We start from the raw sequence: 19068 nt of genomic DNA on the forward strand, positions 1-19068 counted from the left end.
CGATAGCGATGGCAGCAGCGTGTCGCCTCCGAAGATGGGCCGCGGTCGGTCCGCGCGGAGCCTTGACACTCCTCCCGCGACCGATGAGACTGATTGCACGATACGCGCAGCGTTGCATATTACGCACCAAGAAGGGCGACCATGACCTCCTCCCTCCCCGACCGCTGCGACGTGCTGGTCATCGGTGCCGGCATCGTCGGCAACTCCCTGGTCCACCACCTCGCCGAGCTGGGCTGGACCGACATCGTCCAGATCGACAAGGGACCGCTGCCCAACCCGGGCGGCTCGACCGGCCACGCGTCCAACTTCATCTTCCCGGTGGATCACAGCCGGGAGATCACCGACCTGACCCTCGACTCGATGCGGCAGTACGAGGAGATGGGGGTGCTCACCACCTCCGGCGGCATCGAGGTCGCCCGCACCGAGGAGCGGATGGAGGAGCTGCGCCGGCGGATGAGCTCGGCGCGGGCGTGGGGGATCGAGTCGCGTCTCGTCACCCCCGAGGAGATCGCCGAGATGGTGCCCTTCCTCGACCCCTCCGTCGTGATCGGCGGCTTCTACACCCCGAGCGTCGGCGTCGTCGACTCGCTGCGCGCGGGCACGATCATGCGGGAGAGGGCGCAGGCCAAGGGCGTGCTCACCACCGTCCCCAACGTGGAGGTCACGGGGATGACCGTCACCGAGGGCCGGATCAGCGCCGTCCAGACCGACAAGGGCGACATCGAGGCGCCCGTGGTCGTCATCGCCTGCGGGGTCTGGAGCCCCCGGCTGGCCCGGATGGCCGGGGCGCACATCCCGCTCACCCCGGCGGTGCACCAGATGATCTCCGTCGGCCCCTGCGAGCCGCTGGCCGACAAGCCCGGCGAGATCAGCTTCCCGATCATCCGCGACATGGACACCTTCTGCTACGAGCGCCAGCACGGCTCGGACATGGAGGTCGGGTCCTACGCCCACCGCGCGATCCTGCACGAGCCGGACGAGATCCCCTCCATCGCCCAGGCCAAGCTGTCCCCGACCGAGATGCCCTTCACCGAGGATGACTTCGACCCCCAGCTCGAGCAGGCGCTCGAGCTCATGCCCGAGCTGCTCGGCGACGAGCGCGCCGAGATCCGCTACGCCATCAACGGGCTGCTCTCGCTCACCCCCGACGGCGCCCCCGTCCTCGGTGAGACGCCCGAGGTCAAGGGTCTGTGGAGCTGCGCCGCGGTCTGGATCAAGGAGGGTCCGGGCGTGGGCCGCGCGGTCGCCGAGTGGATGACCCACGGCATACCCGAGATCGACCTGGGGCACAGCGACATCGCGCGCTTCTACCCCCACCAGCGCACCCGTGCGCACATCCGCGCCCGCACCTCCGAGGCGTTCAACAAGACCTACGGCATCGTCCACCCCGGCGAGCAGTGGGCCAGCTCGCGCCCGGTCCGGAAGTCGCCGATGCACGAGAGCCAGAAGGCGCTCGGCGCGGAGTTCTTCGAGGCCGTCGGCTGGGAGCGTCCGCAGTGGTATGCCTCTAACGAGCCGCTGCTGGAGGAGTTCGGCGACGCCGTCATGCCGCGCGAGCACGAGTGGGACGCCCGCTGGTGGTCCCCGATCATCAACGCCGAGCACCTGGCCCTGCGGGCCCGCGGAGGGATCGTCGACCTCAGCGCCTTCGCGATGTTCGACATCGTCGGGCCCGCCGCGCTGGACGCGGTGCAGCGGATCATCGTCGCCCAGGCCGACGTCGCGATCGGGCGGGTGATCTACACCCCTGTCCTCGACGAGCAGGGCGGCTTCCGCTCCGACCTCACCGTCATGCGGCTCGCGCACGACCGCTTCCGCGTCGTCACCGGCGGCGCGCACGGCATGGTCGACGCCAAGTGGTTCGCCGACCACCTCCCCGAGGGTGCTTCGCTGGTGGACCTGACCTCGGCATACACGACGATCGGGCTCTGGGGCCCGCGCGCCGGCGACGTCCTCGGGGCGCTCACCGACGACGACCTCTCGCCCGAGACGTTCAGGTTCGGCACCTGCCGGCTCATCGAGGTCGGCGAGCTGTCGGTCCTCGCCTCGCGGATCTCCTACGTCGGCGAGTTCGGCTGGGAGCTGTATGCCCCGATCGAGACCGGTGCGGCCCTGTGGGACCGGTTGATCGAGGCCGGCCGCGAGCACGGCGTCGTGCCTGTCGGCATCGGGGTCTACACCGCGACCGGGCGCATCGAGAAGGGCTACCGCGCCTACGGCGCCGAGCTCGACTCGGAGCGGACCCTCGCCGAGACCGGCATGCAGCGGCCGAAGATCAAGGACGCCGACTTCATCGGCAAGCAGGCGGTCCTCGCGCAGGCCGACGAGGAGCCGCGAGCCGTGCTCTGCGCGCTGACCGTCGACGACCACACCTCCGCGAGCGGGGTGAAGCGCTACATGCTCGGCGGCGAGCCGATCCTCACCCGCGAGGGCGAGCCGCTCACCGACGGCCACGGGCACCACCCCTACGTCACCTCCGCGGCCTCCGCGCCGAGCCTCGGCAAGCACGTCCTCATGGCCTTCCTGCCGCCGGCGCAGGCGAGCGTCGGGACCGAGCTGGCGGTCTCCTACATGGAGGAGCTCTACCCGGTCACCGTGGCGAGCGTCGATGCGACACCGTTGGTGGACCCCGACAATTTGCGGGTCAAGGGCCGGTATGCCGAGCTCGGGCAGGAGGACCCTCCCGCCGACCCCGACGGCGCCGACCGCACCCACGCGGCGGCCGAGCCGGCGGGGGTGGCGTGATGACCGACGTCCTGGTCTGCGTCAAGCGGGTGCCGGACACCTCCGGCGAGGTGGTGCTCACCGCGGACGGCGGCGGTGTCGACGGCCGGTATGCCGGGTGGACGATGAGCGCGCACGAGGAGTGCGCGGTCGAGCTCGGCGTGCAGGTCGCCGGGGAGACCGGCGGCTCGGTCACGGTGCTGACGCTCGGTGACGAGGACAGCGTCGAGCAGCTGCGCGCCGCGCTGGCCGTCGGGGCGCACGAGGCGGTGCGCATCGACGCGGTCGCCGACGACTACGGCCCGGCCGACGTCGCCACCGCCATCGCCGACGTGGTCCGCGCCCGGGAGGCCGACGGGTCCGGCTTCGGCCTCGTCCTCGTCGGCAACGATGCCGCCGACACCGGCGACCACCAGGTCGGGATCCGGTTGGCGCACCTGCTCGACCGGCCGGTGGTGGCCGGGGCGCAGGAGGTGACGCTCGCCGGTGAGCGGCTGGAGGTGCGCTCCAGCGTGTCCGGCCCGACCGAGGTCTACGACGTGCCGCTGCCGGCTGTGCTCACCGTCTGGGAGGGCGGCGTCGAGCCGCGCTACCCCAACATCAGCGGACGGATGAAGGCCAAGAAGGCGCAGGTCGAGGTGGTCCAGCCAGGGTCGGCGCCGCAGGGGTCGGGCCGGCTGGGCCTGCGGGTGCTGCCACCACCGGAGAGCAATGTCGAGGTGCTCGGCGAGGGGGCGGCCGCCGCGCCGCGCCTGGTCGCCGTGCTGCGGGAGATCGGGGTCGTGCGATGAGCGTGCTGGTGGTCGTGGAGCCGGACGAGGCGGGCGAGGGCCTGTCGGTCGTGTCCCGGGAGACGTTGACCTTCGCCCGGCAGCTGCCCGGCGGAGATCGTCTCGACGCGGTCCTGGTGGGTGCGGTCGGGGATCCCGACGATGCCGCGCTCGCCCACTGCCGCGAGCACGGTGTCGGCACCGTCCACGTCAGCGACGACGACCGGATGGAGCGGTTTGCCGCCCGCGCCTGGTCCCGCGTCGTCGACGCCGCGGCCGGGGCGGCCGGCGCGGCCTACCTGCTCGCCGGCGGGACCCCGCGCGGCAACGAGGTGCTGGCCCACGTCGCCGCCGCCCGCGGCGTGCCGATGCCGTGCAACCTCGTCGCGGTCGTGCAGCCCGAGCCGCTGGAGGTGGAGCGCCAGGTCGTCGGTGGTGCGGTGCTGGAGCGCGTCGCCCTGGGCGCCGACGGCGGACTCGCGGTGGCCTCGGTGGCCGGGCACGCGGTGGCCCCGGAGCCCGCGGCGACGCCGGGCGAGGCGCGCGTGGAGCGGGTCGCGGCCGAGCTCACCGAGGCCGACCTGGCGGCCCAGGTGGTGCGGGTCGAGGAGCGTGAGGGTGGCGACACCTCGGCGCTGACCGGCGCCGACGTCGTCGTGGGAGCCGGCCGCGGCGTGGGAGGGGCCGACCAGTTCTCCGACGTCGAGGCGCTCGCGACCCGGCTCGGTGGCGCGGTCGGGGTCTCGCGGGTCGTCACCAGCCTCGGCTGGCGGCCGCACCACGAGCAGGTCGGGCAGACGGGCAGCCGGATCTCGCCCGACCTCTACCTCGCCTGCGGCATCAGCGGCGCCATCCAGCACTGGGCCGGCTGCAGCTCGTCCAAGACCATTATCGCGGTCAACACCGACGCCGAGGCGCCCATGGTCACCAAGGCCCGGTATGCCGTCGTCGGGGACATGCACGAGGTGCTGCCCGCGGTGCTGGAGGAGCTGGGCTGAGGATGCCCGTCACGCCGGGCCTCAGCCCGGTGTGAGCAGGCCGGCCGAGCGCAGCCATCGCTCGCCCTCCTCGAGGAAGCCGAGCCGGTGCAGCCAGACACCGGTGCAGACGCGCTCGACGAAGGCCCACGCCTCGACCCGGTCCGCGTCGAGCCCCAGCCGCGCGGCGACGCGGGCGACCTGCGCCCGGTGCCAGGAGCGCACGGCGCTCGGGGGCTCGCTGCGCGCCAGGGACTCCAGCTCGGCCATGAGGTCGCGCAGCGCCACGCCGGCGTCGTACTCCCGCTCGCACAGGAAGCCGTCCGGGTCGATGAAGGCATACCCCGACCCCGGCCGCTGCAGCACGTTGAGGCTGTGCGCGTCGCCGTGGACCACCACCCGGTCCGTCAGCGGGGCGGCGACCAGCTCGCGGGCCAGGCGGCCGCGTGGGCGCAGGCGCGGGTATGCGCCCGCACCCACCCGGCGTCGGCGACCTCGGTCTCGACGATCGCGAGCAGCTGGCTGGCCTTCTCGCCGAGCTGCTCGTCCTGGGCGACCGCGAGCGGCAGCTCCCACGCGGGCTCCAGCAGGTCGACGAGCACCTCCACCTGCGCGACGCCGTCCGGGACGGTCCTCGCCAGCGAGGGACCGAGCCGCTCCAGGAGCGCCGACCCGATGTCCTCGGCGTGGTCCAGCACCCGGCAGTAGCCGCGCCCGTCCGCGGCGGTCATCACCCGCACCTGCTGGGTCAGGTCGGTGCCCGCGTCGTCGAACTTCACCGCGGCGGGCGACCCGCCGCGACGCACCTCCAGCACGGGAAGACCCACGCCGTCCAGGTGCGCGCGCTCGATCGCCAGGTCCCACCGGTCCACGGTGCGGGCCAGGACGTCGGGGAAGGAGGCGAGGATCGGTGCCGCCCAGTCCTGGTCCGCCCAGGGCCGGGCGCGGGCGAGCGCCACCACCTCCGCCTGATCCACGAGGTCGATCGTGCCAGACGCCGGACCCTAGACTCCCGGGTGTGCCCACCCCCGCTCCTCCCGCTGGACCGAGCCCGCGCGCACGGCTGCGCACGGTCCTCGCGCTGCTCCTGACCAGCGCGCTGATGCTCGCCGCGGCGCCCTCGCTCGCGCTGACCGGCGACGAGGACGATCTCGGTGCCCGCGCGCTGCGGGGGGACGGGTGGAGCGAGCCCCGGGCGGAGTTCGACGACCTCACGCGCGACGCGCCGGTCTTCCCGACGACCCCGCCCATCAGCGCCGTCACGCGGATGTACCCCGCCTACTACGCCGACGGCTGCCACGTCGGGCGCAGCGGCACGACGATCCGGCCCGGGTGCGTCTACGGCGACCCGGACGGCGACGTCGAGGTTGCCGTCCTCGGATCCTCCAAGGTCGGGCAGTACTTCCCGGCGCTGGAGGAGATCGCGCTGCGCGAGGGCTGGCGGCTGCGGATGTATACCAAGCTCGCCTGCTCCTTCACCGACGAGCCGGAGCCCTCCTACCCCGAGTGCGACGCCTACAAGGCCGAGCTGCGGGAGCACCTGGAGGACGACCCGCCCGATCTCGTCATCACCGGGGGGATGCGCCAGGACGTCGCCGACGGCTACGTGCGCACCTGGACCTGGCTCCGGGGGCTGGGCGTCGACCAGGTGGTGTCGCTCTGGGACTCCCCGGGCCCTGGCGGCGGCAGCCCGCCGGCCTGCATCGCCCGGGCCGTCGAGGACGGCACGAGCCTGCGCTCGTGCGCCATGACGCTCGCCGACCGCCACAGCGGCAACCCCTCGATGCGGGAGGCCGCCGCACGCGTGCACGGGGCGGTCCACGTCGACCTGCGCGACTGGGTGTGCCCCACCTCCTACCTCACCCCGCGGTGCGCCGCAGTCGTCGGGCGCGCCCAGCTCTACGCCAGCGGCTCGCACCTGGCCCCGTCCTACACCGCCACCCTGACCGACCCGCTGCACCAGCGGCTGCACGAGGCCGGGGTCGCGGCATACCGTCCCGCGGTGGACCGCGTCGGCGGCGCGGACCGGTATGCGACCGCGGCCCTGCTCGCGCGGGACGCCGACCCGGGTGGTCGGGTCTTCCTCACGAGCGGTCGTGACTTCCCCGACGCGCTCGCCGCCGCGGCCAAGGCCGGGGCGCGCGAGGACGTCGTGCTCCTGACCGGCGGGGGAGGGCTGCCGGCGGCGACGCGTGAGGCCCTGGCCCGCCTGCGGCCCTCGCAGGTGGTCGTCGTCGGGGGCGAGGAGGCCGTGCCGCGGGCCGCGCTGGAGGAGGTCGCGCGGCTGGCGCCGGTGGAGCGCGTCGCGGGGCGCAGCCGCTACGAGACCGCGGCTGCCCTCGCACAGCTGGAGCCGGCCGGGCGGGGTGGTGTGGCCTACGTCGCGACCGGGGCCGACTTCCCCGACGCGCTGGCCGCCGCGGCGCGGGCCGGCCGGGAGTCCGCGCCGATCCTGCTGGTGCGCCACGACGAGGTGCCGTCGGCGACGGCGCAGGCGCTGGACCGGCTGGAGCCCGGTCGCGTGATCGTCGTCGGTGGCGAGGCGGCCGTGTCCCGTGACGTGCTCGAGTCGCTGAAGCAGCTCGCCCCGGACGTGGAGCGGGTGGGTGGCGCGGACCGGTATGCCACCGCGGCCGTGCTCGCCGAGGGCGCCCAGGACGTCCTGCACGTCGGGTCCGGCGTGTCCTTCGCCGACGCGCTCGCCGCCGCGCCGGTCGCGGCGGCGGCCGACGGCGCCGTGCTCCTGACCAACCCGGAGCGGGTGCCGACGGCGACGCGTGAGGGGCTGGCCGAGCTCGCGCCGGAGCGGGTCGTGCTGACCGGTGGCGCCGCGGCCGTCACCGAGGACGTCCGGCGCACGTTGCTGCGGCTCGCGTCCTGAGGTCTGGCCCGAGGCCGGGCTCCCGGGCGTGGCTCAGAGGTCGGCGAGCAGGGCTGCGGGCTGCTCCACGCAGTCGGCGACGAAGCGCAGGAAGCCGCCCGCCGTGCCGCCGTCGCATACGCGGTGGTCGAAGGTGAAGGACAGCTGGGTCACCTTGCGGACCTTGACCTTGCCCCGGTGCGCCCACGGCTTGTCCACGATCCGGCCCACGCCGAGCATCGCGGCCTCGGGGTGGTTGATGATCGGCGTCGAGCCGTCCACCCCGAAGACGCCGTAGTTGTTGAGCGTGAACGTGCCTCCCGTCAGCTGCGCGGGGGACAGCTTGCCGTCCCGGGCGCGGACCGTCAGCTCACGCAGCGCGGCGGCCAGCTCGGTCGTCGTCAGGGCGTCGGCGCCGTGGACGACGGGCACCACCAGGCCGCGTGGGCTCTGCGCCGCGAAGCCCAGGTTGACCGCGCCGTGGTGGACGATCTCGCCGGCCTCGGTGTCGACCGAGGAGTTGAGGGCGGGGTAGGCCCGCAGCCCGGCCACGGTGATCCGGGCCAGCAGGGGGAGCACGCCGATGCCCGCGTCGGGGCGGGCCGCCTTCAGCGCGTCCTTGGCCTTCATGAGCCGGGTGGCGTCGACGTCCACCCAGGTCGTGGCGTCCGGGATCTCGCGGCGCGAGGTCGAGAGCCGCTCGACCATGAGGCGCTGCACCCCCTGGATCGGGATGCGCCGCTCCTCGCGACCGGGCACCCCTGCTGTCTGCTGTCCACCGCGACCCGACACCCCGTCGGTCAGGTCGTCCTGGCGACCGGACACCCCGTCGGTCCGCTCGAGGTATGCCGTGAGGTCGGCCTTGCGGATCACGCCGGTCGGTCCGGGCGGCACCTCGGCGATGTCGACGCCCCGATCCGCGGCCAGCCGGCGCACCAGCGGGGAGATGACGCGGACGGCGGCCGGGTGGTCCGGGCGGGCAGCAGGAGTGTCCGGTCGGGAGGTGGTGTCGCGGACGGACGGGGTGACCGGTCGGGTCGCCGCGGCGCGGCGGCGTCGGCCGCCGGTGCGGGCGCGGCGGGCCGGGCTCTCGCCCGCGCCGTAGCCGATGAGCGGCCGCTCGGGCTCGTCCTCGGGCAGCTCGGCCCCGGCACGCTCCTCCTCGCGGTACTGCTCACTGCCGGCTCCCTGCGGGCCGGCCTCGCCGTCGGCCCGCGAGCGGGCGCCCGCAGCAGTGTTGATGTCGGCACCAGCGCCGTCACCGGCGGCCACCTCAGCGCCGATGGTGATGAGCGGCTCGCCGACGGGCAGCACCTGCCCGGCCTCGGCGTGCACCTGGGCGACGGTGCCGGCATACGGGCAGGGCACCGACACCGCGGCCTTGGCGGTCTCGACCGTCACGACCTCCTGGTCAACGACGACCTCGTCACCAGCGCTGACGTGCCACTCGACGATCTCGGCCTCGGTGAGCCCCTCGCCCAGGTCGGGCAGCCGGAAGACCTGCGTCATGCCGACACCTCGTGCTCGTGCGGGGTATGCGTGTGGTCGGGCTCGTCGTCCCACTGCAGCCGGGCGATGGTGTCGAGGATGCGGTCGACCCCGGGCAGGTGGGTGTGCTCCAGCTTGGGCGGCGGGTAGGGGATGTCCAGCCCGCTGACCCGCAGCACCGGCGCGGCGAGGCTGTGGAAGCAGCGCTCCTGCACCCGGGCGGCGATCTCAGCGCCCATCCCGGCGAAGCCCTGCGCCTCGGCGAGCACGACGGCCCGCCCGGTCCGGCGCACCGAGGCCTCCACGGTGGCGTCGTCGAAGGGCACCAGCGTGCGCAGGTCGATCACCTCGACGTCCCAGTCCTCCTCGGCCGCGGCGACCTCGGCCGCCTTGAGCGCGGTCGCGAGCTGCGGGCCGTAGGTCACGAGCGTGACGTCGGACCCTTCACGGCGCACCGCGGCCTGTCCGATCGGCTCGGTGCTCGTGGGCAGCTCGAGGTCGGCCTTGGTGTAGTACTGGCTCTTCGGCTCCATGAAGACGACCGGGTCGTCGGAGGCGATGGACTCGCGCAGCAGCGAGTAGGCGTCGGCCGGCGTCGCGGGGGTGACGACGTGCAGCCCCGGGGTGTGGACGTAGTAGCCCTCGGAGGAGTCGCAGTGGTGCTCGACGCCGCCGATGCCCCCGGCATACGGGATCCGGATGACCAGCGGCATCGGCAGCGCGCCGCGGGTCCGGTTGCGCATCTTGGCGATGTGCGAGGTGACCTGCTCGAAGGCGGGGTAGCCGAAGGCGTCGAACTGCATCTCGACCACCGGCCGGAAGCCCTGCATGGCGAGCCCGACGGCGAAGCCGGCGATCCCGGCCTCGGCCAGCGGGGTGTCGACGCAGCGGTCCTCGCCGAAGTCCCGGGTGAGGCCGTCGGTGATGCGGAAGACGCCGCCGAGGGCGCCGACGTCCTCGCCCATGACGAGCACGTCCGGGTCCTCGGTCAGCGCGTCGCGCAGCGCGGCGTTGAGCGCCTTGGCGTAGGTGGTCGGGCTCATCTCGCGTCCTCCGTCTGGGTGCTCCCGTGCGCCGCCGTGGCGGTGCCCGCGAGCTCGGTGCGGACCATCTCGCGCTGCTCGCGCAGCTGCGGCGTGGGCTCGGCATACACGTGGTCGAAGAGCTCGAGCGGCTCCACGGTCGGCTCGGCGTTCATGCGGGTGCGCAGGTCGGCCGCGAGCTCCTCGGCCTCGGCGCGCACCTCCTCGATCCGGGCGTCGTCGAGGTGCCCCTGCTCGACGAGGTATGCCTGGAGCCGGACGATCGGGTCCTGCCCGGTCCACCCGTCGACCTCGTCCTTGGTGCGGTAGCGGGTCGCGTCGTCGGCGTTGGTGTGCGCCTCCATGCGGTAGGTGTGCGCCTCGACGAGGACCGGACCGTGGCCGGCGCGGGCGTGGGCATACGCCTCCCGCATGACGGCGAGCACCGCGGCCGGGTCGTTGCCGTCGACCTGCTCGCTGCGCACGCCGTAGCCGACGCCCTTGTAGGCCAGGGCGGGGGCCTTGGTCTGCTTGGCGAGCGGGACGGAGATGGCGTACTTGTTGTTCTGGACGAGGAAGACCGTCGGCGCCTCGAAGACGGCGGCGAAGTTGAGACCCTCGTGGAAGTCGCCCTCGCTGGTCGCGCCGTCCCCGATGAGGCACAGCGCGAGCGCGTCGGTGCCGCGGCGGGCCAGGCCGTGGGCGGCCCCGGCGGCGTGGACCGCCTGGGTGGCCAGCGGGGTGCACTGCGGGGCGGTGCGGGTGGCCTGCGGGTCGTAGCCGCAGTGCCAGTCACCGCGCAGCAGCGTCAGCACCTGGACCGGGTCGATGCCGTGGGTGACCAGCGCCATCGAGTCGCGGTAGGTAGGGAAGAGCCAGTCCTGCTCGCCGAGCGCCAGGATGGGCGCGACCTGGCAGGCGTCCTGGCCGCGGGAGCTGGGGTAGACCGCGAGCCGGCCCTGCTTGGTCAGCGCGGTCGCCTGGGCGTCGAAGCGGCGGCCGATGACCATCGCGCGCCAGACGGCGAGCAGGTCCTCGGCCTCCGGCATCGCGTAGCCGCGCTCGCGGGCCTGCTCGCTCGGCTCCACGGCGGTGCCGTCGGCGGCGATCAGCTGCACCGGCTCGGGGCAAGGCAGCAGGTGGGTGATGTCGCTCATCATCGAGTCCTCACGGCTAGACGTCTGACCGATATCGTCCCGCGCGCTCGCACAGGCGGACCACTCCTGCCGCAGATTGCGGACATCTGGCAGGATCGACGTATGCCTGAGGACCGATCGTCCGATCAGTCACCGGCCGCGGCGCCGCCTGCCGGACAGGTGGCGCCGGCGCTCGACGACACGGACCGCGCGATCGTCGCCGAGCTGCGCCGGGACGGACGGCTGTCGGTGCGCGCGCTCGCCGAGCGGGTCCACATCAGCCGGGCGACGGCATACTCACGCCTCCAGCGGCTGCATCGCGACCAGGTGATCACCGGATATGCCGCGCAGGTCGACCCGGACAAGCTCGGCCTGGCGACCGCGGCCTACGTGTCGGTCTCGATCGAGCAGGGGAGCTGGCGGGAGGTGCTCGACGCCCTCGAGGCGCTGCCGGGGGTGGAGCGGGTGGCGCTCGTGGGCGCGGAGTTCGACATGCTCGTGGAGGTGCGGGCACGCGACAACCACGAGCTGCGCGACGTCGTCCTCGGCCGGATCCAGGGGGTGCCGGGGGTCCGCGCCACCCGGACCTGGCTGATCTTCGAGGAGTGGGAGCGCTGAACGGCATGGAGTGGGAGCGCTGAGCGGCATGGTGTCGATCGTCCTGGTGGTGGCCCTCGCCGTCCTCGCTTTCAGCGTGCTGGCCGGGCGGCTCGCGGGCACCCCGGTCACGATGCCGATGCTCTTCACTACCGCCGGACTCCTGCTCGGCCCGACTGTGCTGGATGTCGTGCGGCTCGACGTGGAGGACGAGGTGGTGAGCGTCCTGGCGGAGGCGACGCTGGTCCTGGTGCTCTTCACCGACGCCTCCCGGCTCGATCTGCGGACCGTGGTCCGCGAGCACAGTCTGGCGCTGCGGCTGCTGCTGATCGGGCTGCCGGCGGCGGTGCTCATCGGCACCGGGGTGGGGTGGCTGCTGCTGCCCTCGATGCCCCTCATCGCGCTGGCCCTCCTCGCCGCCACGCTGGCACCCACCGACGCCGCGCTCGGCCAGTCCTTCGTGGAGAGCCCCTCGGTGCCCCAGCGCATCCGCCAGACGCTCAACGTCGAGAGCGGGCTCAACGACGGTTTGGTGGTCCCCTTCGTCGTGATCCTCATCGACGTCGCCCTGGCGCAGACCGACACCGCGGCGGGGTATGTCGTCCTGCTCGCGCAGATCGTCGGCCTGGGTGTGCTCGTCGGCGGGCTGACCGGCTGGCTGGGCGGGCGGCTCCTGGGCTGGGCGCACGAGCGGTCGTGGACGACCGCACCGTCACTGCGGCTCGGGGTGGTGGCGGTGGCCGGCTGCTCCTACGCAGCGGCCGAGCTGATGGGCGGCAACGGCTTCGTCTCCGCCTTCGTGGCCGGCGCGGTCCTCGGGGCGACGCCCCGCCCTGTGCTGGAGCACACCACCACCTTCGCGCAGTCCGAGGGCCAGCTGTTGACGTTGCTCACCTTCCTGCTCTTCGGTGGCGCGATCGCCAGTGACCTCGTCGCCGACCTCGACCCGGGCCACCTGATCTACGCGCTGGCCAGCCTGCTGGTCGTGCGGATGCTGGCGACGACGGTGGCGCTGCTGGGCAGCGGGGTGAGCGCGCCGACCGTGCTCTACGTCGGTTGGGCCGGGCCTCGGGGGCTGGCGTCGATCGTCTACGCCGTCCTCGTGGTGACGACGGCGGGCCTGCCCATGTCGGAGGAGATCTTCGTGATCGCCGGGTGGACCATCCTCCTCAGCGTCTACCTCCACGGGCTCAGCGCGGCCTGGATCAGCCGGCGCTACGGGGACCGGGTGAGCCAGGCGCCCAAGGACCGGCCGGAGCACCGGAGCATCAGCCTGCTGCCGCTGCGCCTGCAGCGGGCGGAGCACCGCTCCCGCTGAGACGTGCTCTCAGCGTGGCGCTCAGAGCGAGGCGGCGGCGAGCTTGACGCCGAAGCCGACGAAGACCGCGCCGACGAGCCCGGTCAGGCCGCCCGAGGTGCGGCGGTGCCGGCTGAAACCGCGGGCGAGCGCGGTGCCACCCACGATGAGCAGGCCGAGGTAGATCATGCTCAGCACCTGCATCGTCATCGCGAGCACGAGGAAGTCGAGCAGTGGCCGTGCCGAGTCCGGGCGGAGGAATTGCACGAAGAAGGCGACGAAGAACAGGATGGCCTTGGGGTTGAGCAGGCTCAGCACCAGCGCCGTGAGGAAGGAGCCGCCGCGCCGGGTTGGGGCCACCGTCTCCTCCGCCGTCGCGGGCTGCTGCTGGCCGAAGGCGGCGATGCCGGCCCGCACCAGGCGGAAGCCGATCCAGGCGAGGTAGGCCGCGCCGAGGTACTTCACGACGCTGAAGACCACGGGGTTGCCCTGCAGCAGCGAGGCGGCGCCGAGGAACGTGAGCCCCATGAGCACCGAGTCGCCCACGAAGACACCGGCCGCGGCCGACCAGCCTCGACCGATGCCACGACGAGCCGCCTCGGACAGCACGAACATCGAGTTCGGCCCGGGCAGCAGGACGATGAGCAGCGCGGCGACGAAGAACGTCCCGTAGTCAGGGATCCCCAGGAGCACAGGACCAGGGTAGGCGGGGGTGGCTCCACGGGGAAGTCTCTGTTCGGGCAGGTGGCCTAACCAGGAAGCGGCCCCACCCTGAGGTGCCGAGCCCGGGCCACGGACGCCAGACGCAGGTCCAGAGTGCCGAGCATCGACCCGGACTGCAGCGCGGTGTCCAGGGCGCAGCAGTCCGGCAGCTTCAGCCCTGTCGTCGAGCGCAGTGTCGCGAGCCGCAGCGGCTCGCCGTCGTCCCGGTCCGCGACCTGCACACCGATCGCGCGCAGGTCATCGAGCAGCTCCTGACCGCGACCCGTCGCCACGGCACCCGCCAGCACCTCGGTCACGGTCAGGGAATGCATGAGGAAGGGCTCGTGGGCGTGGTCCCGGAGAAAGGTGGAGGCGGCGGGGTGGTGCTGCTCGCTGGGCTCGAGATGGGCGATCACCAGGCTGGCGTCGAGCGTGATCATGCCGGCCAGTCGTCGCGCAGGTCGCTCAGGTAACCGTCGGCGAAGGCATCGGCGTACTTCCCCGCCGTGTCACCGATCGCCGCGAGCCGTCGCCCTGTCTCCTCGTCGTGGCCCTCGGCGAGGGTCAGGCCGCCTGCCGTCACCAGCCGGACGAGGAGTCGGGAGCGCGGCTCGTCGGGCCAGCGACGGGCGGCGAGGTCGAGCGCCCGCGCGACCTCGGGGGTCTCGGTGACCTGGTGTCGTGGGCGCGTCGTCGGCATGCGTAGAGTGTACCACTGTCCAATAAGTGGGTCACCTGCTGGCGAGGCTCGTAGGCCCAAGGCGCAGGCCCGGCGGCACGAGGAATAGACCGGCTCCTCGGACGTTGACCTGACCAGGCCCGATTCGGGCACCTCGACCCCCACACCTCACGGAGGAGATGGTCATGCGCGCAGCCAGCTACGACACCTACGGCGGCCCCGAGGTCCTCAGCGTCGGTGAGCTGCCCGACCCGCCGGTCGGCCCCGACACCGTCCTCGTGCGGGCCCGCGCGACCAGCGTCAACCCGGTCGACTGTAAAATCCGGCAGGGCCACCTGCAGGGTGCCTACCCGCACCACCTGCCGATCGTCCCCGGCTGGGACGTCGCCGGGGTGGTCGAGGCGGTCGGCCCCGCCGTCCGCACCGGGCTGCAGGTCGGCGACCGGGTCTGGGGCTACGTCCGCCGTGACGACGTCTCCCACGGCACGGCCGCCGAGCTCGTCCCCGCCCCGGAGCGCACGGTGTCGCGTATGCCGGAGGGCCTGTCCTTCGAGGAGGCCGCCGCGATGCCGCTGGCCGGACTCACGGCATACCAGGTGCTGACCGAGGCGCTGCAGGTCCAGGCCGGCGTCCGGGTGCTCGTGCACGCGGCCTCCGGTGGCGTCGGCCATCTCGCGGTGCAAATCGCGGCCGCGCTCGGCGCCGAGGTGATCGGCACCGCCTCGCCCGCGCACCACGACCTGGTCCGCGGTCTCGGCGCCGCCCAGGTCCTCGACCACCACGCCGGGCCGATCAGCGAGCAGCTCGCCGAGCCCGTCGACGCCGTCCTCGACCTCGTCGGTGGGGACGCGCTGGCGGATGCGCCCGCTCAGGTGAAGGACCCGAGCCGCGTGGCCTCCGTCATCGACGCCCAGACCGTGCTCGGCCTCGGCGGACGGTATGTCTTCGTCCGCCCCGAGCGGGAGCACCTGGAGGCGCTCGCCGAGCTCGTGGCGGCCGGCTCGCTGCGGGTCAACGTGGCGCGCACCTTCGACCTGGCTGACATCGCCGAGGCGCACCGTCTCTCCGAGCAGGGCAGCCCCGGCGGCAAGATCGTCGTGACGATCTGACCGGGAGGATGTCGGATGAGGAGCGCGACCAGCCTCGCGATCGCCGTGTCCGCGGTCGTGCTGGTTTCGTGCTCGCCCGATCCCGGAGCCGATCAGTTCGGATCGACACGGGGGTCGTCCTCAGGTTCCGCCGCCACCACTGAGGCCGATGCGACGACGACATCCCCCGCCGCTCCTCCGCCCGGCACCAACCTGGTACGGCTCGACATCATTGGTCAGCCAGGTTCCCCGCTGCTCGGTGTTAACGTCGGGCACGCACAGGTAGTCGCGCAGGTCGCCCGTCGTGACGGTGGGCAGATACGTGTCGAGCGCGGGGTGGACGGGGGTTTGGCGCTCCGTCTCCCGGCGTACTCAGGAGCGGCTGCGCCTCCGCGTGCCGCGCTGCAGCTGGCCTCCTCGGGGCCGCATGGCCCCCTGGACGTGGGGGTTCAGGACTTCGAGTTCGGCACCGATTTCCGCCTCGATGCCGAGTCCCAGGGCACCGAGGTGGATGGCGGCAACAACCTGATCCAGCGCGGTCTCGCCTCTGATCCGGGCCAGTTCAAGATCGACGTCGACGGGGGACGTGTGGGCTGCCGGGTGGCAGGGTCCGAGGGCGTGGTGGAGGCACGCATCTCCAGCTCTGTGCGACCCGACACGTGGTACCGAGCCCGATGCTCCCGGAACGGCGACGTCGTCGATGTCCGGATCGAGAGTCTGGAGAGCCTGAAAACCGCAGGAGCAGCCACCGCAACTGGCTCGATCGGAGACATCTCCTTCGACGCGGGCCTCCCGCTCTCCCTAGGCGGCAAGGTGCGCGCCGATGGAGAGCTCATCGCCTCGGCCACCGACCAGTTCAACGGTGTGGTGGCCGATCCGGTGCTGACTGTGAGGGCGGCTCCCTGAGAGGGGTTTGGCGGATTCCCATGTCGTTCTCGGACGGCGACCTCCTGCCCTCGATCATCAGTTGCGCACTGAGGCGCCGAACGCCCGGCGCGCGTCAGGGAAAGCTGATGTAGTCAGGTCGGCGAGGATGTCACCGGACTTGTTGCGTGAGAAGTAGAGCGCACCGCTCAGTCCCAGCGCTTCCATTCGGGGTCGAAGCTTGGTGAGGAAGTCCTCCACGTTCTGCTCGCCGTGCCCGGTGTCCTTGGCGAACTCACCCAGGATGATCGGCTGTCCGTCGTACCAGCTGCGGCTACGAAGCCAGTCAAGTTTGGGCTGGGCCATCTGCTCGAAGGTGGTGCGGCCACTGTGGTGGTCGAAGACGTAGGGGTCGAGCGCGATGACGTCCGGCCTATCGATCCTCGAGCCGACCGCGTCGATCTTCTCCCGGTCGTGATGGCCGTACCAGTAGAGGAACTTGACGTTCGGTGCCTTGGCCTTGACCCGCGCCTGGAACCGGTTGAAGGCACGCGCGTAGTCCAGGGGCGTTGTGGACGACGGGTACTTGCCCTGGTTGAGCTTGACCTCGAACTCGTGGTCGAGGGTGAACCAGACCTCGCCTCGCAGATTGCCGAGCTCCCTGGCCCAGTAGTCGATCCAGCCATCCGCCGCGCCCGACCCGATCTCCTTCATGGAGTACGGACCGTTGACCGGAGTCACTGTGATCACCGGGATCGTGCCACGGTCGATCCGCGCCTGCTCATAGGCGCGGTTGATCTTGCCGCCACCACGGCCCTGGGCCTGGTAGTAGGTGGAAGCCAGGTCCGGCCAGGCGCCGAAGCTTTCCCGAAACCGCTCGTCGGGCCGCTCCATCGGGCCACCGAGGTATCCGCCGAGGAGAGGCTCGTCGGTTGGAGGGGGCGACGGCGGAGTCGTTCCGCCCATCAACTCTCTGATGACCGCGTCCGGGATGCTGGCGCGGGTGCCCACGGCGTGGATGGTATCGAGAGCCTTGCGTCCCAGTGAGGTGTGGGTCGCCTTCGGGACCGAGGATGACCGCAGGAGCAGCAGGGGAGCATGTGCCTTGCCTGCTGCTGCCGCCGCCGAGAGCGCCTCGGAGTAGGACGTGCCGAGTGCGACGTAAGCGTGCGATGAGCTGGCAGGGAACTTGTCGGCGATCTTGGCGGCGGTCGCGTAGCGGTCGACGCCCGCGATCCGCGTCACCTTGCCCGTGGTGGCATAAGCAGACAGTTTCTTCGCCACGGCGGAGGAGACGACGCCGCTTCCTCCGAGGATGACGATCTCTTGTGGCCGCAGGTGCCGCAGAGCCGAGGCGGTGGCCGGGTGCAGGCGGTCCTTGGGCGTCAGGGCCATGGGGCTGCCCTGATAGCCGGCGAGTGCGGCTCCGGTCATGGCGTCGGCGTATCCGTGACCGCCGGCCAGGTACACGCGCCTGGTGCCGCGGTCGAACTTCTGGGCGAGCTCGGCGGCGGTGACGTAGCGGTTGAGGCCGGACACCCGCTGTACAGAGCCGGTGGAAGCGTATCCGCGCAAGTCGGTGAGGACGCCGTCAGAGACGACCCCATCACCTCCGACCACCACGATGCGCTGGGGAGAGAGCCGGGTGAGGGCCTCACGTGTGGCGGCGGGTACCGAACGGGTGTTGACGAGCAGGACGGGGGCGTTGATGCCGGCTGCCCGCGTGGCGGCGACCATCGCGTCGGGGTGGGCATCGACGCTGACGACGAAGGCGACTGGCTGGCCGGAGGGGAAGTTCTTGGCCGCTGCGGCGGCGACGGCGAACTCGTCGCTTCCGCTGATGCGCTCGACCTGGGGGGATGAGGACGTGGCCTCAGCGGCAGCCGTCGGCAAGGGGGACAAGGTGGCCAGGGACAGCAGGGCGATGCCGAGGCACGCCACGATGTAGCGAATCACGAAAGTTGCTCCGGGGGGACTGAGCTGGGCGGGGAGCGCTGAACATAGCAGTGTCCCTTTCGGCGCGGGCCTCGAAAGCCCGCTTGTTGGGCCAAAACTGACCGACGCTTTCCTACGCAGAAAGAAAAACGCAAGAAAGACCAACTCCTCGGATGAGCGCTCACTCGTTTAAGCGATAGCCGATCCCGCGCACCGAGGTGAGGACGTCAGGGGCGCCGGCGGAGCGCAACTTCCTCCGTATTCGGCTGGCATGCGTCTGCAGAGCACGTGTGCTGAACGTGTCTTGGCCCAACGCCCAGGCAAGTTCCTGGCTGCTGACGACCGAGCCCCGGCGCAGCGCCACGGTGAGCAGCAGGTCGAACTCCGACTTGGTGAGGGCGAGGGGGCTTTGCCCGACATAGACCGTGCGGCTGCCCGGGGACAGCGTGATGTTGCCGTCGACCTGAATCTCGTCCGGGAGATCGTCCGGGGGCGCCGCCTGGCGGGCCAACGAGCGTAGCCGGCCGCCCAGACGTCGGTTCGACACGGGCAGTGCCAAGACGTCGTTGGTACCTCGGTCGAGCAGGATGGTCTCGAGCTCTTCGGTGAGCTGTGCCAGGAGGATCAGCGTGGGGACGTTGGCGTCCGCCAGCCAGCGTTGGGCGTCGATGAGGAGCCGAGTCGGGGTCCCACCGTGCAGCACGGCTGCGCCAGGAGCATCTGTCGCGAGGCGGGTGCGGATGGCTCCGACCGGGGTGACCTCGCACGGGAGGCGGGACTCCTCGCACACGCGTATGGCGGTGGCGACCTCGTCTGGCGAGGCGCCGACCGGGATGATCCAGAAGCACGCAGCCAAGGGCTAACCCCCAGGTGATGTCCCGCTGCTCACGAACAGCATCTTTAGTTGACTGATTCTTTGCGCAATTCAC

General features: G+C 72.1%; 18 protein-coding genes. 8 read left to right on the forward strand and 10 right to left on the reverse strand.

Annotated features, from left to right (window positions below; translation table 11 throughout):
* Window positions 1-141: 141 nt before the first annotated feature.
* The 3 genes from BJF86_RS07745 to BJF86_RS07755 are packed head-to-tail and all read left to right on the forward strand — an operon-like array spanning window position 142 to window position 4492.
* Window positions 142-2745 carry a GcvT family protein gene (locus BJF86_RS07745; protein WP_237768128.1) on the forward strand — a complete coding sequence of 868 codons (2604 nt, stop codon included), beginning with the start codon at window positions 142-144 and terminating at the stop codon, window positions 2743-2745.
* Complete coding sequence (locus tag BJF86_RS07750; protein WP_075813062.1) at window positions 2745-3515, forward strand: electron transfer flavoprotein subunit beta/FixA family protein; 771 nt, start codon at window positions 2745-2747, stop codon at window positions 3513-3515. Before BJF86_RS07745 ends, BJF86_RS07750 begins: the two co-directional genes overlap by 1 nt.
* Window positions 3512-4492 (forward strand): electron transfer flavoprotein subunit alpha/FixB family protein, encoded by a 981-nt coding sequence (locus BJF86_RS07755; RefSeq protein WP_083652794.1) that lies wholly within the window; start codon window positions 3512-3514, stop codon window positions 4490-4492. Before BJF86_RS07750 ends, BJF86_RS07755 begins: the two co-directional genes overlap by 4 nt.
* Before the next feature lie 21 nt (window positions 4493-4513).
* Here BJF86_RS07755 and BJF86_RS17915 read toward each other — a convergent pair whose 3' ends face one another.
* Window positions 4514-4951 (reverse strand): aminoglycoside phosphotransferase family protein, encoded by a 438-nt coding sequence (locus tag BJF86_RS17915; protein ID WP_075817903.1) that lies wholly within the window; start codon window positions 4949-4951, stop codon window positions 4514-4516.
* Window positions 4879-5448 carry a hypothetical protein gene (locus BJF86_RS17920; protein ID WP_075817905.1) on the reverse strand — a complete coding sequence of 190 codons (570 nt, stop codon included), beginning with the start codon at window positions 5446-5448 and terminating at the stop codon, window positions 4879-4881. The genes BJF86_RS17915 and BJF86_RS17920 overlap by 73 nt, the downstream gene beginning before the upstream one ends.
* Window positions 5449-5489: 41 nt before the next feature.
* Between BJF86_RS17920 and BJF86_RS07770 the strand changes: the two genes are divergently transcribed.
* The gene (locus BJF86_RS07770) at window positions 5490-7352 is read left to right on the forward strand and encodes a cell wall-binding repeat-containing protein (protein WP_075817907.1); all 1863 of its coding nucleotides are present in this window, start codon (window positions 5490-5492) and stop codon (window positions 7350-7352) included.
* A gap of 33 nt (window positions 7353-7385) precedes the next feature.
* Here the strand turns inward: BJF86_RS07770 and BJF86_RS07775 are convergent, their stop codons facing one another.
* From BJF86_RS07775 to pdhA, 3 genes are read right to left on the reverse strand one after another with little or no spacing between them, the layout of a single operon-like run.
* Window positions 7386-8840 (reverse strand): dihydrolipoamide acetyltransferase family protein, encoded by a 1455-nt coding sequence (locus BJF86_RS07775; protein ID WP_075817910.1) that lies wholly within the window; start codon window positions 8838-8840, stop codon window positions 7386-7388.
* Window positions 8837-9862: an alpha-ketoacid dehydrogenase subunit beta gene (locus BJF86_RS07780; RefSeq protein ID WP_075813054.1), complete on the reverse strand. Its 1026-nt coding sequence runs from the start codon at window positions 9860-9862 to the stop codon at window positions 8837-8839. The genes BJF86_RS07775 and BJF86_RS07780 overlap by 4 nt, the downstream gene beginning before the upstream one ends.
* Complete coding sequence (gene pdhA / locus BJF86_RS07785; protein ID WP_143553741.1) at window positions 9859-10998, reverse strand: pyruvate dehydrogenase (acetyl-transferring) E1 component subunit alpha; 1140 nt, start codon at window positions 10996-10998, stop codon at window positions 9859-9861. The genes BJF86_RS07780 and pdhA overlap by 4 nt, the downstream gene beginning before the upstream one ends.
* Window positions 10999-11100: 102 nt before the next feature.
* On the opposite strand from pdhA, the gene BJF86_RS07790 reads away from it, so the two are divergent.
* Both BJF86_RS07790 and BJF86_RS07795 read left to right on the forward strand, forming a co-directional pair.
* Window positions 11101-11595: an Lrp/AsnC family transcriptional regulator gene (locus BJF86_RS07790; RefSeq protein ID WP_075817912.1), complete on the forward strand. Its 495-nt coding sequence runs from the start codon at window positions 11101-11103 to the stop codon at window positions 11593-11595.
* 10 nt (window positions 11596-11605) lie between these two features.
* On the forward strand, window positions 11606-12892 hold the full coding sequence (locus BJF86_RS07795; protein ID WP_083652797.1) for a cation:proton antiporter: 1287 nt from the start codon (window positions 11606-11608) through the stop codon (window positions 12890-12892).
* A gap of 21 nt (window positions 12893-12913) precedes the next feature.
* Here BJF86_RS07795 and leuE read toward each other — a convergent pair whose 3' ends face one another.
* The 3 genes from leuE to BJF86_RS07810 are packed head-to-tail and all read right to left on the reverse strand — an operon-like array spanning window position 12914 to window position 14273.
* A complete protein-coding gene (leuE, locus tag BJF86_RS07800) occupies window positions 12914-13564 on the reverse strand; it encodes a leucine efflux protein LeuE (RefSeq protein ID WP_075817914.1) in 651 nt (216 codons plus the stop codon).
* Between the two features lie 56 nt (window positions 13565-13620).
* A complete protein-coding gene (locus BJF86_RS07805) occupies window positions 13621-14013 on the reverse strand; it encodes a type II toxin-antitoxin system VapC family toxin (protein ID WP_075817916.1) in 393 nt (130 codons plus the stop codon).
* Entirely contained in the window at window positions 14010-14273 is a 264-nt protein-coding gene (locus BJF86_RS07810) for a hypothetical protein (RefSeq protein ID WP_066640628.1), read from the reverse strand. Before BJF86_RS07810 ends, BJF86_RS07805 begins: the two co-directional genes overlap by 4 nt.
* Before the next feature lie 164 nt (window positions 14274-14437).
* Here BJF86_RS07810 and BJF86_RS07815 point away from each other — a divergent pair, with 164 nt between their 5' ends.
* Window positions 14438-15361 (forward strand): NADP-dependent oxidoreductase, encoded by a 924-nt coding sequence (locus BJF86_RS07815; protein WP_075817918.1) that lies wholly within the window; start codon window positions 14438-14440, stop codon window positions 15359-15361.
* Window positions 15362-15376: 15 nt separating this feature from the next.
* Window positions 15377-16246, forward strand: coding sequence for a hypothetical protein (locus BJF86_RS07820; RefSeq protein ID WP_143553743.1), 870 nt, complete (start codon window positions 15377-15379; stop codon window positions 16244-16246).
* Between the two features lie 57 nt (window positions 16247-16303).
* On the opposite strand, the gene BJF86_RS07825 is transcribed toward BJF86_RS07820, so the two are convergent.
* Both BJF86_RS07825 and BJF86_RS07830 read right to left on the reverse strand, forming a co-directional pair.
* Window positions 16304-18160: a cell wall-binding repeat-containing protein gene (locus BJF86_RS07825; RefSeq protein WP_075817922.1), complete on the reverse strand. Its 1857-nt coding sequence runs from the start codon at window positions 18158-18160 to the stop codon at window positions 16304-16306.
* Window positions 18161-18320: 160 nt separating this feature from the next.
* Complete coding sequence (locus BJF86_RS07830; RefSeq protein WP_237768129.1) at window positions 18321-18929, reverse strand: winged helix family transcriptional regulator; 609 nt, start codon at window positions 18927-18929, stop codon at window positions 18321-18323.
* Between the last annotated feature and the right edge of the window lie 139 nt (window positions 18930-19068).

Source organism: Serinicoccus sp. CNJ-927 (assembly GCF_001942435.1).
GTDB lineage: Bacteria > Actinomycetota > Actinomycetes > Actinomycetales > Dermatophilaceae > Ornithinicoccus > Ornithinicoccus marinus.

Coding starts and splice junctions, on each gene's coding strand:
- BJF86_RS07745 (WP_237768128.1), top strand. CDS start 142: ATGACCTCCTCCCTCCCCGACCGCTGCGACGTGCTGGTCATCGGTGCC.
- BJF86_RS07750 (WP_075813062.1), top strand. CDS start 2,745: ATGACCGACGTCCTGGTCTGCGTCAAGCGGGTGCCGGACACCTCCGGC.
- BJF86_RS07755 (WP_083652794.1), top strand. CDS start 3,512: ATGAGCGTGCTGGTGGTCGTGGAGCCGGACGAGGCGGGCGAGGGCCTG.
- BJF86_RS07775 (WP_075817910.1), bottom strand. CDS start 8,840: ATGACGCAGGTCTTCCGGCTGCCCGACCTGGGCGAGGGGCTCACCGAG.
- BJF86_RS07780 (WP_075813054.1), bottom strand. CDS start 9,862: ATGAGCCCGACCACCTACGCCAAGGCGCTCAACGCCGCGCTGCGCGAC.
- pdhA (WP_143553741.1), bottom strand. CDS start 10,998: ATGAGCGACATCACCCACCTGCTGCCTTGCCCCGAGCCGGTGCAGCTG.
- BJF86_RS07790 (WP_075817912.1), top strand. CDS start 11,101: ATGCCTGAGGACCGATCGTCCGATCAGTCACCGGCCGCGGCGCCGCCT.
- BJF86_RS07805 (WP_075817916.1), bottom strand. CDS start 14,013: ATGATCACGCTCGACGCCAGCCTGGTGATCGCCCATCTCGAGCCCAGC.
- BJF86_RS07810 (WP_066640628.1), bottom strand. CDS start 14,273: ATGCCGACGACGCGCCCACGACACCAGGTCACCGAGACCCCCGAGGTC.
- BJF86_RS07815 (WP_075817918.1), top strand. CDS start 14,438: ATGCGCGCAGCCAGCTACGACACCTACGGCGGCCCCGAGGTCCTCAGC.
- BJF86_RS07820 (WP_143553743.1), top strand. CDS start 15,377: ATGAGGAGCGCGACCAGCCTCGCGATCGCCGTGTCCGCGGTCGTGCTG.